Annotated in this window: 16 protein-coding genes; 5 read left to right on the top strand and 11 right to left on the bottom strand. The window is 63.4% G+C overall.

Annotated elements, in window-relative coordinates:
* Positions 1-11: 11 nt before the first annotated feature.
* The 3 genes from J2J99_RS06205 to J2J99_RS06195 form a co-directional block, all read right to left on the bottom strand.
* Entirely contained in the window at positions 12-326 is a 315-nt protein-coding gene (locus tag J2J99_RS06205) for a hypothetical protein (RefSeq protein ID WP_168294341.1), read from the bottom strand.
* 131 nt (positions 327-457) lie between these two features.
* Positions 458-913, bottom strand: coding sequence for an NUDIX hydrolase (locus tag J2J99_RS06200; RefSeq protein ID WP_168294342.1), 456 nt, complete (start codon positions 911-913; stop codon positions 458-460).
* Positions 914-1024: 111 nt separating this feature from the next.
* Positions 1025-1417 carry a hypothetical protein gene (locus tag J2J99_RS06195; protein ID WP_168294343.1) on the bottom strand — a complete coding sequence of 131 codons (393 nt, stop codon included), beginning with the start codon at positions 1415-1417 and terminating at the stop codon, positions 1025-1027.
* A 212-nt stretch (positions 1418-1629) separates the two neighbouring features.
* On the opposite strand from J2J99_RS06195, the gene J2J99_RS06190 reads away from it, so the two are divergent.
* The 3 genes from J2J99_RS06190 to J2J99_RS06180 all read left to right on the top strand — a co-directional run bounded on the left by J2J99_RS06190 (position 1630) and on the right by J2J99_RS06180 (position 7157).
* On the top strand, positions 1630-3183 hold the full coding sequence (locus tag J2J99_RS06190; RefSeq protein ID WP_168294344.1) for a helicase HerA-like C-terminal domain-containing protein: 1554 nt from the start codon (positions 1630-1632) through the stop codon (positions 3181-3183).
* 349 nt (positions 3184-3532) lie between these two features.
* On the top strand, positions 3533-5128 hold the full coding sequence (locus J2J99_RS06185) for an ABC-F family ATP-binding cassette domain-containing protein (protein WP_168294345.1): 1596 nt from the start codon (positions 3533-3535) through the stop codon (positions 5126-5128).
* A gap of 502 nt (positions 5129-5630) precedes the next feature.
* Positions 5631-7157 (top strand): ABC-F family ATP-binding cassette domain-containing protein, encoded by a 1527-nt coding sequence (locus J2J99_RS06180; protein ID WP_168294346.1) that lies wholly within the window; start codon positions 5631-5633, stop codon positions 7155-7157.
* 187 nt (positions 7158-7344) lie between these two features.
* Here J2J99_RS06180 and J2J99_RS06175 read toward each other — a convergent pair whose 3' ends face one another.
* From J2J99_RS06175 to J2J99_RS06165, 3 genes are all read right to left on the bottom strand, one after another.
* Entirely contained in the window at positions 7345-8124 is a 780-nt protein-coding gene (locus J2J99_RS06175) for a VOC family protein (RefSeq protein ID WP_168294428.1), read from the bottom strand.
* Positions 8125-8172: 48 nt separating this feature from the next.
* The gene (locus J2J99_RS06170; protein ID WP_168294347.1) at positions 8173-8640 is read right to left on the bottom strand and encodes a DUF1579 domain-containing protein; all 468 of its coding nucleotides are present in this window, start codon (positions 8638-8640) and stop codon (positions 8173-8175) included.
* A gap of 94 nt (positions 8641-8734) precedes the next feature.
* On the bottom strand, positions 8735-9460 hold the full coding sequence (locus tag J2J99_RS06165) for a DUF899 domain-containing protein (protein ID WP_168294348.1): 726 nt from the start codon (positions 9458-9460) through the stop codon (positions 8735-8737).
* A gap of 86 nt (positions 9461-9546) precedes the next feature.
* Here J2J99_RS06165 and J2J99_RS06160 point away from each other — a divergent pair, with 86 nt between their 5' ends.
* The gene (locus J2J99_RS06160) at positions 9547-10071 is read left to right on the top strand and encodes a MarR family winged helix-turn-helix transcriptional regulator (protein WP_168294349.1); all 525 of its coding nucleotides are present in this window, start codon (positions 9547-9549) and stop codon (positions 10069-10071) included.
* A gap of 284 nt (positions 10072-10355) precedes the next feature.
* On the opposite strand, the gene J2J99_RS06155 is transcribed toward J2J99_RS06160, so the two are convergent.
* Positions 10356-10778 (bottom strand): organic hydroperoxide resistance protein, encoded by a 423-nt coding sequence (locus J2J99_RS06155; RefSeq protein WP_168294350.1) that lies wholly within the window; start codon positions 10776-10778, stop codon positions 10356-10358.
* Positions 10779-11016: 238 nt separating this feature from the next.
* Between J2J99_RS06155 and J2J99_RS06150 the strand changes: the two genes are divergently transcribed.
* On the top strand, positions 11017-11505 hold the full coding sequence (locus tag J2J99_RS06150) for a MarR family winged helix-turn-helix transcriptional regulator (RefSeq protein ID WP_168294351.1): 489 nt from the start codon (positions 11017-11019) through the stop codon (positions 11503-11505).
* A 30-nt stretch (positions 11506-11535) separates the two neighbouring features.
* Here J2J99_RS06150 and J2J99_RS06145 read toward each other — a convergent pair whose 3' ends face one another.
* The 4 genes from J2J99_RS06145 to J2J99_RS06130 form a co-directional block, all read right to left on the bottom strand.
* The gene (locus J2J99_RS06145) at positions 11536-11769 is read right to left on the bottom strand and encodes a hypothetical protein (RefSeq protein ID WP_168294352.1); all 234 of its coding nucleotides are present in this window, start codon (positions 11767-11769) and stop codon (positions 11536-11538) included.
* A gap of 108 nt (positions 11770-11877) precedes the next feature.
* Positions 11878-12114, bottom strand: a complete 237-nt coding sequence (gene rpsU, locus J2J99_RS06140) for a 30S ribosomal protein S21 (protein WP_003569533.1) — start codon at positions 12112-12114, stop codon at positions 11878-11880.
* A 54-nt stretch (positions 12115-12168) separates the two neighbouring features.
* On the bottom strand, positions 12169-12453 hold the full coding sequence (locus tag J2J99_RS06135) for a cold-shock protein (RefSeq protein WP_097582792.1): 285 nt from the start codon (positions 12451-12453) through the stop codon (positions 12169-12171).
* Between the two features lie 239 nt (positions 12454-12692).
* A complete protein-coding gene (locus J2J99_RS06130; RefSeq protein ID WP_085777399.1) occupies positions 12693-12902 on the bottom strand; it encodes a cold-shock protein in 210 nt (69 codons plus the stop codon).
* Between the last annotated feature and the right edge of the window lie 153 nt (positions 12903-13055).

Here is a 13055-nt window from a genome sequence, read left to right as displayed (position 1 = left end):
ACGCTTCTTTATTACCGATCGCGGCAGGCCGCGCTGACGGAGGCGCCGCTGTTGCCGCCTTCGGTCGCGAGCGCGCCGCGGGCCTTGCGCGGCGGGCAGCGGGCCCAATCGACGCGGCCGCTCGGGGCGCCGTTCTTGACGCTGCCGGTCTCGATCGAATCGAGCGGGATGACCAGCCCGCTTTGCGTCTCGGCGCCCGGCGCCGTGCCGAGCGGCGGCGTGCCGTCGAACCGGCCGCTGGCATCCATGCCCATATTCGACTGGGCAAGGACCGGGGCGGAGAGGCTGAGGAGAGCGATCGACGTTGCTGCAATAAACCTGCGCATGATGCTGTTCCCTCTGGTTTCAACGATGCGATGATAACAGAAATTCGATCTTTCTTGTTCCGCTTGAACAGGCACGGGCGACAAAAGTTTGGCGAGCGGAATATCGGCCGCGGAAAAACTCCGTCTCGGGCTCAATCGCACCAGCGTGACAGCAGCTTTTCCAGCCCTGTCGGATAGAGAGCGATGCCGGCATCGCGGACCATCTCGCGGCCGAACCAGCGCGCCGTCGCCGCCGTCTCGTCGAGTTCGCAATAGCGGATTTCATCGCGCGCATAGAGCGATGCATCGGCAAGTTCGATATCGGCGGCGAAAATATATTCGTGACCGGTCGCGCCGTGATGCTCGAAGATGTTTTCGAGCAGATGCCAGGGGCCGACGATGCGGATTGGCGTTTCGAGTTCCTCCCGGAATTCGCGCTGCAGGGCCTGTTCGCGCGTCTCGCCGAATTCGATCGAGCCGCCGAGCGGCCGAATGCCCTTGATGCAGCCGCCGTCATCCTCCACTTCCGCGGCGAGCAACCGATCCTGCCTCCAGGCAAGGCCGATCACCTTCACCCTGATCTGCTGCGGTGGCCGCCAGACGGTCATTCGGCTCTCCTTCTTTTCGACGGAAATCCTTAACTAGCCGCAGGAGGCTGCATGACAAGGGCGACCGGAAGCCACAAGCAGCGAGACCGCGGAGGCTTCCGGCCGCATCGCTCAGACGAACTGGCTGAGGCCGGGGACGGAAGCGACGACTTCGTCGACGACCTCTTCGCCGGCATATTGCTTGGCGATAGCGATGGTTTCCTTGGCAAGCGAGGTGATCTCGCCCATGCCGAGGCCCTCGCCCATCAGCTGCTGGCCGAGGCCCATGATGCCGCCGCCGCCGAGCGAGTTCATCAGTCCGCCGAGCAGACCGCCGCCGCCCGCACCGGCGCCGTTGAACTGGGCGACGAGATCGGCGCCGCCGGGGATCGCTTCGATCATCCGCGCGACCGGGCCGTCGGCCGCCTCGCGCTGCAGGAAGCCGAGCATCATGCCGAGCGCCTTTTCGGCCAAGTCCGGCGCAATACCCACGCGATCGGCGATCTGGGTTACAACTTCATTCATGTCAGCCTCCTGTTATTTTGACGTTAACGTCAACGTTAATCGAGATTCGAGCGCAACTCAAGACGCGCTTTCAAACCGCGGTTTTGCTTTCCATGCAAACAGTTGTCCGCATCCATCCGCCTGCTTATAACAGGGAAACGATGGTTCGATGAAGGCTGCGCAAGCCCAAGCCTTCTCAATAAATGGCGGCAGCGCCGAAGGGAGAGTCGCGGATGATCGAGGACGGCAAGATTTTTATCGGCGCAAGCCGCAATCCCGACGACAGCATCAACAAGCCGGAATATCTCGACCTGAGATTCGGCAACCGCCACGGCCTCGTCACCGGCGCCACCGGCACCGGCAAGACGGTGACGCTGCAGGTGCTGGCCGAAGGCTTTTCGCGGGCCGGCGTCCCGGTTTTTGCCGCCGACATTAAGGGCGATCTTTCCGGCATCGCCGCCAAGGGCGAGCCTAAGGATTTTCTCACCACCCGCGCCGAGCAGATCGGCTTTACCGATTATGAATTCGACCAGTTCCCGGTGATTTTCTGGGATCTGTTCGGCGAGAAGGGCCATCGTGTGCGCACCACCGTCGCCGAAATGGGGCCGCTGCTGCTGGCGCGGCTGATGGATGCCTCCGAACCGCAGGAAGGCGTCATCAACATCGCCTTCAAGATCGCCGACCAGGCCGGGCTGCCGCTGCTCGACCTCAAGGATTTCACCTCGCTGCTCAACTATATGGGCGAGAATGCCACTGCGCTTTCCACCCAGTACGGGCTGATCTCCAAGGCCTCGGTCGGCTCGATCCAGCGGGCGCTGCTCGTTCTCGAACAGCAGGGTGCGGAACATTTCTTCGGCGAACCGGCGCTGAAAATCTCCGACATCATGCGCACCAGCAATAACGGCTACGGCCAGATCTCGGTGCTTGCCGCCGACAAGCTGATGATGAACCCGCGCCTTTATGCCACCTTCCTGCTCTGGCTGCTCTCGGAGCTGTTCGAGGAACTGCCGGAGGTCGGCGACCCCGCCAAGCCGAAGCTGGTCTTCTTCTTCGACGAAGCGCATCTGCTCTTCAACGATGCACCGAAGGTCCTGGTCGAACGCGTCGAGCAGGTGGTGCGACTGATCCGCTCCAAGGGTGTCGGCGTCTATTTCGTCACGCAGAACCCGCTCGACGTGCCGGAAACGGTGCTCGCCCAACTCGGCAACCGCGTCCAGCACGCCCTCCGCGCCTATTCGCCGCGCGAGCAGAAGGCGGTGAAGACGGCGGCCGACACCTTCCGTCCCAACCCGGCCTTCGATTGCGCCGCCGTCATCACCAATCTCGGCACCGGCGAGGCGCTGGTCTCGACGCTGGAAGCCAAGGGCGCGCCGTCGATCGTCGAGCGCACGCTGATCCGCCCGCCATCCGGCCGCGTCGGACCGCTGACCGACAGCGAGCGCCAGCAGGTGATGGACAAGAGCCCGGTCCTTGGCGTCTATGACGAAGATGTCGACCGCGAATCCGCCTTCGAAATGCTGGCCGCGCGCGCCAGGAAGGCGGCGGAAGCCGAGGCCGCCAAGCGGGCGCAGGAGGAAGCGGCCGAACAGCCCGGCACCCCCTCCGGCTGGAGCCTGCCGGGCTTCGGCAGCGACGACAACCAGAGCCGCGGCCAATCCCGCGGCAGGTCGTCCGGCTACCAGCGCGAAACGGTGGTGGAAGCGGCGATGAAGAGCGTGGCGCGCACGGTAGCGACCCAGGTCGGCCGGGCGCTGGTGCGCGGGATATTGGGGAGCTTGAAGCGCTAGGGATTTTGCGCGGCAGCGCGTGAGCCCCTCATCCGCCTGCCGGCATCGACCGGGGTCGAGCCACGGGTCTCGTCCCGTCCTGCAGACCGTAAACGGGGCGAAGGGACCATGCCGCGACCTCTCCGTTCGTCTCAAGGCCTCTCATAGGGCACGTCCCTCTCCCCGTGCGGGGCCAGGGTGAGGGGCAAACACATGCCTGAAAGAATGCAGAATCGCCGCTTTGCCTTGAACCCGGCGCCCTTCTTCCCTAGATCCCCAGCCATCGACCATTTCAACAGGATGTGTGCCGCAATGGATTTCAACCCGATCGCAATGCCAGTTCGCCTTGCCAACGGGGAAATCCATATCCATGCCTGCATCCATCACTCTCTCCAAAATTTCATGGGCCACGCCTGACGGACGGCCGCTTTTTTCCGATCTCGATCTGAGTTTCGGGCCGGAGCGCTCCGGCCTTATCGGGCGCAACGGCGTCGGCAAGACGACGCTGCTGAAGCTCGTCTCTGGGGATATCCAGCCGCAGTCGGGGACGCTATCGGTCAGCGGCAGCCTCGGCCTCCTCCGGCAGAGCGTTCAGGTCGCGCCCAACGAAACCATTGCCGATCTCTTCGGTGTGGTCGGGGCGCTCGGCCTTCTTCACCGTGCCGAAGCTGGCGCGGCAACGGCCGACGAGCTTTCAGCGGCGGACTGGACGCTAGAGGCGCGCATGGCCGCAGCCCTTGATCGCATCGGGCTCGACGCAGAGCCACAGACACGGCTTGCCGCGCTTTCCGGCGGGCAGCGCACCCGCGCCGGGCTTGCGGCCCTTGTCTTCACCGAACCGGATTTTTTGCTGCTCGACGAACCGACAAACAATCTCGACCGCGAAGGCCGCGATGCGGTGATCGCGCTGATATCTGGCTGGCGGGCCGGGGCGATCATCGTCAGCCATGACCGGGAACTGCTCGAAAGCATGGATGCGATCGTCGAATTGACGTCGCTCGGCGCCACCCGCTACGGCGGCAACTGGAGCCAATATCGCGAGCGCAAGGCGCTGGAGCTTGCGGCAGCCGAACATGACCTTGCCGATGCCGAAAAGCGCTTGGCCGAGGTGGCGCGCAAGGCGCAGGCCACGGTGGAACGCCAGGCGCGCCGGGACAGCGCCGGGCGGAAGATGGCCGTCAAGGGCGGCATCCCGCGCATCATGCTCGGCGGCATGAAGGAACGAAGCGAAACGACCGGCGGCGACAACGCCCGTCTTGCCGAACGCCGGCGCGCGGCGGCACAGGAAGACGCAAAGGCGGCGCGCGAGAAGATCGAGATCCTCCAGCCCTTGTCGGTGCGCCTGCCGCCGACCGGCCTCGCCGCCAATAAGACCGTGCTGAAGATGGAAGGCGTCACAGCCGGCTATCGGCCTGATGATCCCGTCATCGGCGATCTCTCTTTCGCCGTGACCGGGCCGGAACGGATTGCCGTCACCGGGCCGAACGGCTCTGGCAAGACGACGCTGCTTTCGCTTCTCACCGGCGAACTCAGGCCCTGGGCCGGCACCGTCGCGGTCATGACCGGTTTTGCGATGCTCGATCAGAAGGTCAGCCTTCTCGATCCCTCGGGCTCGATCCGCGACAATTTCCGCCGGATCAACCCGCAGGCCGATGAAAACACCTGCCGGGCCGCCCTCGCCCGCTTCGTGTTCAGGGCCGACGCGGCACTGCAGGTTGTCTCGACGTTGGGCGGCGGACAATTGCTGCGCGCCGGCCTTGCCTGCGTTCTCGGCTCCGCACCGCCGCCGCTGCTGATCCTCGACGAGCCGACCAACCATCTCGACATCGATTCGATATCAGCGGTCGAGGCCGGGCTGCGTGCCTATGACGGGGCGCTCATCGTCGTCAGCCATGACGAGAGATTTCTTGAGAACATCGGGATAGAGCGGCGACTGGAATTGGCTGGCGGTGAGCCGGTGGGTTAGAGAGACAGCCACTTGCGCCCCCTATCCGGAGCGCGGCACCCACCAACCTCCCTTATCCTGAGGCGCGCAGGCCATAGGCCGGAGCCTCGAACGACACGCTCCAACGCTACGCCTCGCGTCAGCGCACCCGCCTCGTCCTTCGAGGCCCCTGCGGGGGCGACTCAGGATGAGGCTCTCTTGGGCAACGCGCGCCGGCGGTTCTCTTGCCTCTTCCTGCGGGCAATGGTATTTCACTGCTGCAACCCTTTCGAGAAAGGAGGATCACGTATGCAACACTACTTCCGGCATCATCGCCAGCGTGGTCCCGTCGACGCCCTGCAAATGCGTTTGCAGGGCTGACCAGAGGCCGTTCTCGACATCCCTTCCTGGTCTGCCCTCGTGGCCAATGCGGCACCGTATCCCAAGCTGCCCGCATTCCTGTAACTCCCGGGCCCAATAGGCGCAATTCCGTGATGGCTGATGCCCCGGATGCGCCGCTCCCGGTCAAGACCAGAGAACCATCATGACCCTCATCGCTATCCGCAATCTCGGCATCACGCTGGGCAACCCCTTGTTTTCCAAGCTCAACCTCGTCGTGAACGCCGGCGACCGCATCGGTCTCGTCGCCGCCAATGGGCGGGGGAAATCGACGCTGCTCGCCTGCCTCACCGGCGCGCTCGAGCCGAACGAGGGCGAGATCACCAAGGCGCGCGGGCTCACCATCGGCCATGTCGCGCAGAATGTGCCGGCGGCCCTTTTCGATGCGCCGTTCCATGAGGCGGTGCTGCAGGCGCTGCCGGCCGACCAGGCCGAAAACGAGAGCTGGCGCGTCGATGTCGTGCTGGAATCGCTGGAGGTGCCGGAGGCCATGCGCGGCCGGCCGCTGCGGCAATTGAGCGGCGGCTGGCAGCGGCTCGCCATGCTGGCCCGCGCCTGGGTCAGCGAGCCCGACGTGCTGCTGCTCGACGAGCCGACCAATCATCTCGACCTCGAAAAGATCGCGCAGCTGGAAAGCTGGCTCAACGCCTTGCCGCGCGACGTGCCGGTCATCCTGTCCAGCCATGACCGCGCCTTCCTCGATGCGACGACCAACCGGACGCTGTTCCTGCGGCCGGAGCAATCGCAGGTCTTTGCGCTTCCCTATTCCAGAGCGCGCACCGCCCTCGACGAGGCCGACGCTTCCGACGCGCGGCGATACGAGCGTGACATCAAGACGGCGGAACAGCTGCGCAGGCAGGCGGCCAAGCTCAACAATATCGGCATCAATTCCGGCAGCGACCTGCTCGTCGTCAAGACGAAGCAGCTGAAACAGCGGGCGGAGAAGCTGGAGGATGCGGCAAAACCCGCGCATCTGGAGCGTTCGGCCGGCGGCATCCGGCTTGCCAACCGCGGCACGCATGCCAAGGTGCTGGTGACGCTGGAAGACGCGGCGGTGACGACGCCGGATGGAACGCTGCTCTTCAGGACCGGCCGGCAATTCATCTGCCAGGATGACCGCATCGTGCTCCTCGGTCTCAACGGCGCCGGCAAGTCGCGGCTGGTGTCGATGCTGAGACAGGCGATCGAAAGGCCGGAGACGGCGCCTGGCGGGATCAAGGCGACGCCGTCGCTGGTTCTCGGTTATGGCGACCAGGCGCTCGCCGATCTTGCCGACGGCGACACGCCGATCGGCACGATCATCCGCCGCTTCGATGTCGGCGACCACAGGGCACGCGCCCTGTTGGCCGGCGCCGGCATGACGATCGACATGCAGGCAAAACCGATCGGCCAGCTCTCCGGCGGCCAGAAGGCGCGGCTCGGCATGCTGGTGCTCAGGCTGACGGAGCCGAATTTCTATCTGCTCGACGAGCCGACCAATCACCTCGACATCGAGGGACAGGAAGCGCTTGAAAGCGAGTTGATGGCGCACGATGCGAGCTGCCTGCTGGTCTCGCACGACCGCAGTTTCGTGCGGGCGGTGGGCAACCGCTTCTGGCTGATCGAGAAGAAGCGGCTGGTGGAGGTAGAAAGCCCGGTGGGTTTCTTTGCTTCGGTGGGATCGCGGGGATGATGGCGCAAGGCACTGCCCCTCTCCCCGTAAAAACGCGGAGAGGGGACGTGCCAAACGCAACGTCACGAATTAACGAAACTGGTGCGGCATATCCCCTTCGCCCCGTTTACGGGGGTCTGCAGGACGGTGGCGGCAGCCGGATGAGGGGCCGGCCACACGGTGCACCGTCAACGACACACCGAAAACACTACCGCTTCGGCGCCACCAGGCAGAAGAAGGCTCCCTGGGGGTCGGTGGCCTGGATGATCCAGCTGCCGCCGGGGACTTCCATCGGGCCGTGGACGACCTTGCCACCGCCCGCGGTGACGCGTTCGATCGCGGCGTCGAGGGTGGGCACGATGAAATAGTAGCACCAGAAGGGCATCGGTATGTTGTCCGGCTTGGTCATCATGCCGCCGGTCTGCCGGCCGCCATGGGCGAAGATGTAGTAGACGCCCATCGGGCCCATGTCCATTTCGCTGTCCTTCGTCCAGCCGAACAGCTTGGAATAAAAGGCGAGCGCGTCCTTGCCGTTGCCGGAATAGAGCTCGCGCCAGCCGATGTTGCCCGGCGCGTCGAAGGCGAGTTCAGGCCAGGTCTGTTCCATCGGCGCCGGCGTCATGATGCAGAGCACCGCGCCGTCCGGATCGGCGACGACAGCGAAGCGGCCGACGGTGGGGATGTCTTCCGGCGGACGGCGGACCGTACCGCCACTGGCGGCGAAATCCCTTGCCGACTGGTCGACATCGTCGACGTCGACATAACCCGTCCAGTTCGGCGGGATGCCCTGGCCTTCGAGTTCGGCCGGGAACTCCATCAGACCGGCAACGCCGATGCCGCCGGCCTGGAAGACCGTATAGGTCGGCATGCCCTCCACCTTCATCTCGGAGGTGGTCCAGCCGACGACGGAGCTGTAGAATTTCGCGGCAGCCGCCGTGTCGGGGGTCATCAGCTCGCACCAGATGAACTTTCCATGCGTCTCGGACATCATATTCTCCCTCTTCTGACGCCTTGGCTGTTTGCGGCGCCGTGATTGTCAGATCTTGCGGGTGTAATGCGCTTCCATGAACTGCTTCCACGAACCGTCGTCCTGTCTGGCGCTGGAGGTGAAGGTGCGGTGATCTGCGTTGATGAAGGTGATCTGCTCGCGGTAATCGGCCAGGCCCTCGCCACTGAAGTCGGGTCCCGTCGTATAGAGGTCGAGCACGTTGCCGGAGACATCGACCTCGCCTTCATAGACCCACATGAAGTCCATCATCGAGCCGATCCAGCTGCCGACATACTTGCCCTTTTCGGCGTTGTAGCCGAGCGTCAGGATCGTGGTGGCCTGCTTGCCGTCGGGCATGCGGCCGTGCCCTTCGGCGACGAACCAGATGCCGTGCAGCGAGCGGACGGTCTCCGTCCAGTCGCCGCCGCCGCCCATCTCCGGTGCGGTGACGCTCCAGTTGCCGACCATCCGTTCCAGGAAGGAATGTTCCTTCAGCACTTCAGCCGTCTTCATCATCCTCTTCTCCCTTGAGTGATGCCGGCATGGTTTTCCGGCATTGCCGGGAACATGACGTCGTCGAAACCGCTCAGCGGTTTCATCATCTCCCGGCTCAGTGACAGCAGGATGGCGCCTTGGCCTCCTCATATTCGTCGTGGCGGCGCACGAAATTCATCGTGCCCTCCTCGTTGCGGCCCTTCGGCGCGCGGTCGAGGATCATCAAAGTGCCAATCAGTTCCTCCGGCCCGCGGGCATAGCTCGAATAGGTGTGGAAGATCTCGCCCTTGTCGTTCCGGTAGAAGGCGCTGAGACCCGGTAGTTCGTCATTGGCCTCGGCCGGCTCTATAGGTGTAAAATTGTAAAAGACCTTGTCTTTGGCAAGGTCCTTCGGGCTGAAGGAAACGTGGTAATCGAAATTGAAATCGCTGCCGAAGGAGGAGACCCAGGGAAATTTCCAACCCATCCGCCTTTTATAGGCGGCGATCTTGTCGAGGGGCGCGCGCGAGACGGCGACCCAGGTGACGTCGTGATGGTTGAGATGCGGCAGGGCGCCGTCGACATGATCGGACAGGAAGGAGCAGCCGGGGCAGCCGGCCTCCCAGTCCGGGCCAAGCATGAAATGATAGATTAAAAGCTGGCTGCGGCCATCGAAGAGATCGGCGAGCGATTTCTCTCCCTCAGGCGTGTCGAAGACGTAATCCTTGTCGACCCTCACCCAGGGCAGCGCCAGACGGGCGGCGTTGATGCTGTCACGCAGCTTCGTCGCCTCCTTTTCCTTCAAGAGCAGGGCGCGCCGGGCTTCCAGCCATTTCTCGCGGGAAACAACTTCGTTCTGCATGGAATGCGCCCTCCTCCGGCGCTGCCGGCGAGCCGGCCCATCTCCTTCTCCTTGACTAGAAAGATTGATATCAATATAAAATGGCCATGTCAAACTCGGTTGAAATTCCTTTTTCTACAACGCTGCTGGTGCGCGACACCTGCCTCTGCCTACATGCGCAGCGAGCGGCGCGGGCGCTCGCCCGCCTGTTCGACGACGCATTGCGGCCTGCAGGGCTGACCAACGGACAGTTTTCACTGATGATGTCGCTGAACCGGCCGGAGCCGCCGCCGATGGGGCCGGTCGCAGCCCTGCTCGCCATGGACCAGACGACGCTGACGGCGGCCCTGAAGCCACTGCAGCGCAAGGGCTGGGTGAGCGTGATGGAAAATCCGACGGACAGGCGCGGCCGGCTGCTCGTGCTCACCGGCGAAGGCAAGGCGGTGCTGGCGAGAGCGCTGCCGATCTGGAAAGAGACGCATGCGGCGCTCGACCAGAAGCTCCCGGATGGAAGTTCCGCGCGGCTGCGGCAGGATCTGCAGACGGTGTCAGGGATGACGGACGAGACGCCGAAGCCGGCCGCTCGCCGCGCCGGCCGCGCTGCAGCGCGGGCCGCGCTACAGCGCGGGTGATGGCCGAGTAGAGCTAACTGAGCATGCCCTGGATTCGAGAAATCGCTTCGTTTCCAGCGATGCCACCGGCAAGCGTGCCTGGGTGCTCGGGTCAGGCCTGGGCACGACGGAGATTGACGAGCAGGATCGTTTGGAAGCAAGAGGCCTCCGCTTGCTCCATCGTCCTCGGAGCTTGACCCGAGGACCCGTGCGACGAACGCTGCGTTCATGTCAGCAGCAAGAAAAGCGACGGCCCCGACCGAAGCCGCAGACCGTCGCCGACAGTTTTGCTGAACGCGCCCGGATCAGGCAACCGTGACCGGAACTTCGGTCGAGGTGCGCATGGCGTGGCTGTAGGGGCAGACGATGTGGGCTGCGGCAGCGAGCTTCTCGGCGGTTTCGCGGTCGAGACCGGGGATGTTGACGGTCAGGGCCACTTCGATGCCGAAGCCGGCACCGTCTTCGCGCGGGCCGATGCCGACCTTGGCGGAGACCGTCGTTTCCTCCGGAATCTTGACCTTCTGCTGGCCCGCGACAAATTTCAGGGCGCCGAGGAAGCAGGCGGAATAGCCGGCGGCGAAAAGCTGCTCGGGATTGGTGCCGGTCGCGCCGTCGCCGCCGAGCTCCTTGGGAACGGTCAGCGTCACATCCAGAACGCCGTTTTCGGAAACGGCGCGGCCGGCGCGGCCGCCGGTGGCAGAGGCTTGGGTCGTATAGAGAATAGGCATGACAATCTCCTTTGGTTGGCCCTTCGATCGGGGTTGGATTTTTTTAATATCGCACAATTAAATTGTACGCAAGTTAATTTTGCAAATTGCATTCCGATGCCAAAAGAGGGACAATTGCAGCCTTGGAGCGGGATGAATTTTGGCCGGCTCGGGCCAAAAAACTGAATCCTGCTCTACGTTAAAGCGAGAGCATGATGTCGTCCGAAAACCGCTCACAATTTTCGGCATCATGCTGGGGATGGTGGATATGAAAGCGCAAACGGCAAAGACGATGGAGATACCGGAGGAGGAGAAGCGGCTGGAAAAGCAGCTGTGCTTCGCGGTCTATGCGACGGCGCATGCCTTCACCCGCGCCTACAAGCCGATCCTCGACAAGGTCGGCCTCACCTATCCGCAATATCTGGTGATGCTGGTGCTGTGGGAGCGTAGCGAGCTGCCGGTGAAGACGATCGGCGAGCAACTGGATCTCGATTCCGGCACGCTGTCGCCGCTGTTGAAGCGACTGGAACAAAGCGGGCTGATCAAGCGCGTCCGTGACCTGCGCGACGAGCGCCAGGTGATCGTGTCGCTGACCCCGAAGGGTGAGGCAATGAAGACCGAAGTCGATACGATCATGACGGCGATCGGACAAGCCGCGGGCTGCACACTGGAGGAACTGGGACAGATGCGCGACATGCTGCATCGGCTGCGCGGCAATCTCGGCCGGGCCGGCGCCGCCGGCGGCTGAGGCTTCTTCCCTAACCTTACCCGCCGAAGATTACGACCGCCGCGGAGCGGACTTGGCCGGCGACCGGCGCTTCTTTGCCGGCGCCGCTTCCGCGCCGGATTCGGCCGCCTGCTGCAGACGCAGCGCCCGCAGCTTTTCCGTCTTCTTGTCGCGGGCTGAAGCCTCGGCCGCGATGATGGCGCGTGCCGTGTGATCGGTGGCTTCCGCTTTGTCGCGGGACGACAGCTTGGCGGGATTGAAAAATTCTCCCTTGGTGGCGGTCATGTGCCCCTTTCCCAGGTGACGACGGTGTTTGAGTGGCTCCGCAGCGCGAGAGCCGCGCTTCCCTGGCCGGGCCGCAATCTACGGCCGGGCCGGGATTTTACGGCTGGATTAGCGGGCGCGAAGAACCTTCTTCGGCGCCGGCAACAGGCCTTCACGCTGCAGCTTCTTGCGGGCAAGCTTGCGCTGGCGGCGAATGGCTTCGGCTTTTTCGCGGGCGCGTTTCTCGGAGGGCTTCTCGAAGGCGCTGCGCGCTTTCATTTCCCGGAACAGGCCTTCGCGCTGCATCTTCTTCTTGAGCACACGGAGCGCCTGATCGACATTGTTATCCCTGACGAGTACCTGCAAGATGATATCCTTTCTTGGGCGGCGACGCCGCACTGTCCATAATAAAACGCGGGACTATTTCCCGATTCTGATGCTCGAAAGCTTGAGCCAGGACCCGGCGCCGTCCGACTTTGCCACCGCCTCGGGGGATGCCTCGCATGGTGATTTCCCGGTATCGATGTCGGCCTCGGTGATGCGGCGCTCGAAATTCTCGGCGTCGAACCGGACGCGATACTGCACATGCCCGTGGTCGTTGGGCAAAATGCTGGCGATCCGGCATCGTTTCTCGGCTTTCGCGGTGCGCGTGAGGCCGGATTTCAGCACGATCGTGTCGCCGACTTTGTAATTTGGTCTGCCCATTGCAGCGTCCCTCAACTCTTCGGCTGTTTAATTGGTCGATCAAAGGCCGCGATCAAAGCAAAAAGGCCGGGCGCGGACCCGACCTCTTCCCGTCACTCAGCCCTTCCGGTGCCAGTTTGGTAAGCTCGCTGCCAGTACATCCGTGGTCAGCTCGCTGTCACAACCGTGGCCAGCCAAAGTGCTACAGCGTCCTTTGCCCGTCTTAAGAAGACGCGCGGCGCTGGAGGGCGAATGACAAATCATGCGGCCTGAAGGTTGTCGGCCGCGCTCTTGCCCGAGCGCTTGTCGCGAACGAGGTCGTAACGGACCTTCTGACCTTCGGTGAGTTCGCGCATGCCAGCGCGTTCGACTGCCGAAATGTGAACAAAAACGTCCGTGGAACCATCATCGGGCTGGATGAAGCCAAAACCCTTCGTACCATTGAACCACTTGACGACGCCTGAATTCATAACGATTTCCTTTCAACCGTTGGAGTGCGCCCGGGAGGGATATCCACGGGCAGTATCGATGCTGAGAGGAGATCTGACGAAGCGCGATCGCGCATGGACAAAGGTCACGAGCATATTCGATAGGCACCATGTAGGCCTTTTATCGAATTAAGC

It is taken from the genome of Rhizobium binae (assembly GCF_017357225.1).
Taxonomy (GTDB): domain Bacteria; phylum Pseudomonadota; class Alphaproteobacteria; order Rhizobiales; family Rhizobiaceae; genus Rhizobium; species Rhizobium binae.
Note: the sequence above shows the minus strand (reverse complement) of the source record. Positions and strands in the feature narration are given on the sequence as shown.

Excerpts from the sequence above, each read along its gene's own strand:
- J2J99_RS06205 (WP_168294341.1), bottom strand. The coding sequence starts at position 326 with ATGCGCAGGTTTATTGCAGCAACGTCGATCGCTCTCCTCAGCCTCTCC.
- J2J99_RS06200 (WP_168294342.1), bottom strand. The coding sequence starts at position 913 with ATGACCGTCTGGCGGCCACCGCAGCAGATCAGGGTGAAGGTGATCGGC.
- J2J99_RS06195 (WP_168294343.1), bottom strand. The coding sequence starts at position 1,417 with ATGAATGAAGTTGTAACCCAGATCGCCGATCGCGTGGGTATTGCGCCG.
- J2J99_RS06190 (WP_168294344.1), top strand. The coding sequence starts at position 1,630 with ATGATCGAGGACGGCAAGATTTTTATCGGCGCAAGCCGCAATCCCGAC.
- J2J99_RS06185 (WP_168294345.1), top strand. The coding sequence starts at position 3,533 with ATGCCTGCATCCATCACTCTCTCCAAAATTTCATGGGCCACGCCTGAC.
- J2J99_RS06180 (WP_168294346.1), top strand. The coding sequence starts at position 5,631 with ATGACCCTCATCGCTATCCGCAATCTCGGCATCACGCTGGGCAACCCC.
- J2J99_RS06175 (WP_168294428.1), bottom strand. The coding sequence starts at position 8,124 with ATGTCCGAGACGCATGGAAAGTTCATCTGGTGCGAGCTGATGACCCCC.
- J2J99_RS06170 (WP_168294347.1), bottom strand. The coding sequence starts at position 8,640 with ATGATGAAGACGGCTGAAGTGCTGAAGGAACATTCCTTCCTGGAACGG.
- J2J99_RS06165 (WP_168294348.1), bottom strand. The coding sequence starts at position 9,460 with ATGCAGAACGAAGTTGTTTCCCGCGAGAAATGGCTGGAAGCCCGGCGC.
- J2J99_RS06160 (WP_168294349.1), top strand. The coding sequence starts at position 9,547 with ATGTCAAACTCGGTTGAAATTCCTTTTTCTACAACGCTGCTGGTGCGC.
- J2J99_RS06155 (WP_168294350.1), bottom strand. The coding sequence starts at position 10,778 with ATGCCTATTCTCTATACGACCCAAGCCTCTGCCACCGGCGGCCGCGCC.
- J2J99_RS06150 (WP_168294351.1), top strand. The coding sequence starts at position 11,017 with ATGGTGGATATGAAAGCGCAAACGGCAAAGACGATGGAGATACCGGAG.
- J2J99_RS06145 (WP_168294352.1), bottom strand. The coding sequence starts at position 11,769 with ATGACCGCCACCAAGGGAGAATTTTTCAATCCCGCCAAGCTGTCGTCC.
- J2J99_RS06135 (WP_097582792.1), bottom strand. The coding sequence starts at position 12,453 with ATGGGCAGACCAAATTACAAAGTCGGCGACACGATCGTGCTGAAATCC.
- J2J99_RS06130 (WP_085777399.1), bottom strand. The coding sequence starts at position 12,902 with ATGAATTCAGGCGTCGTCAAGTGGTTCAATGGTACGAAGGGTTTTGGC.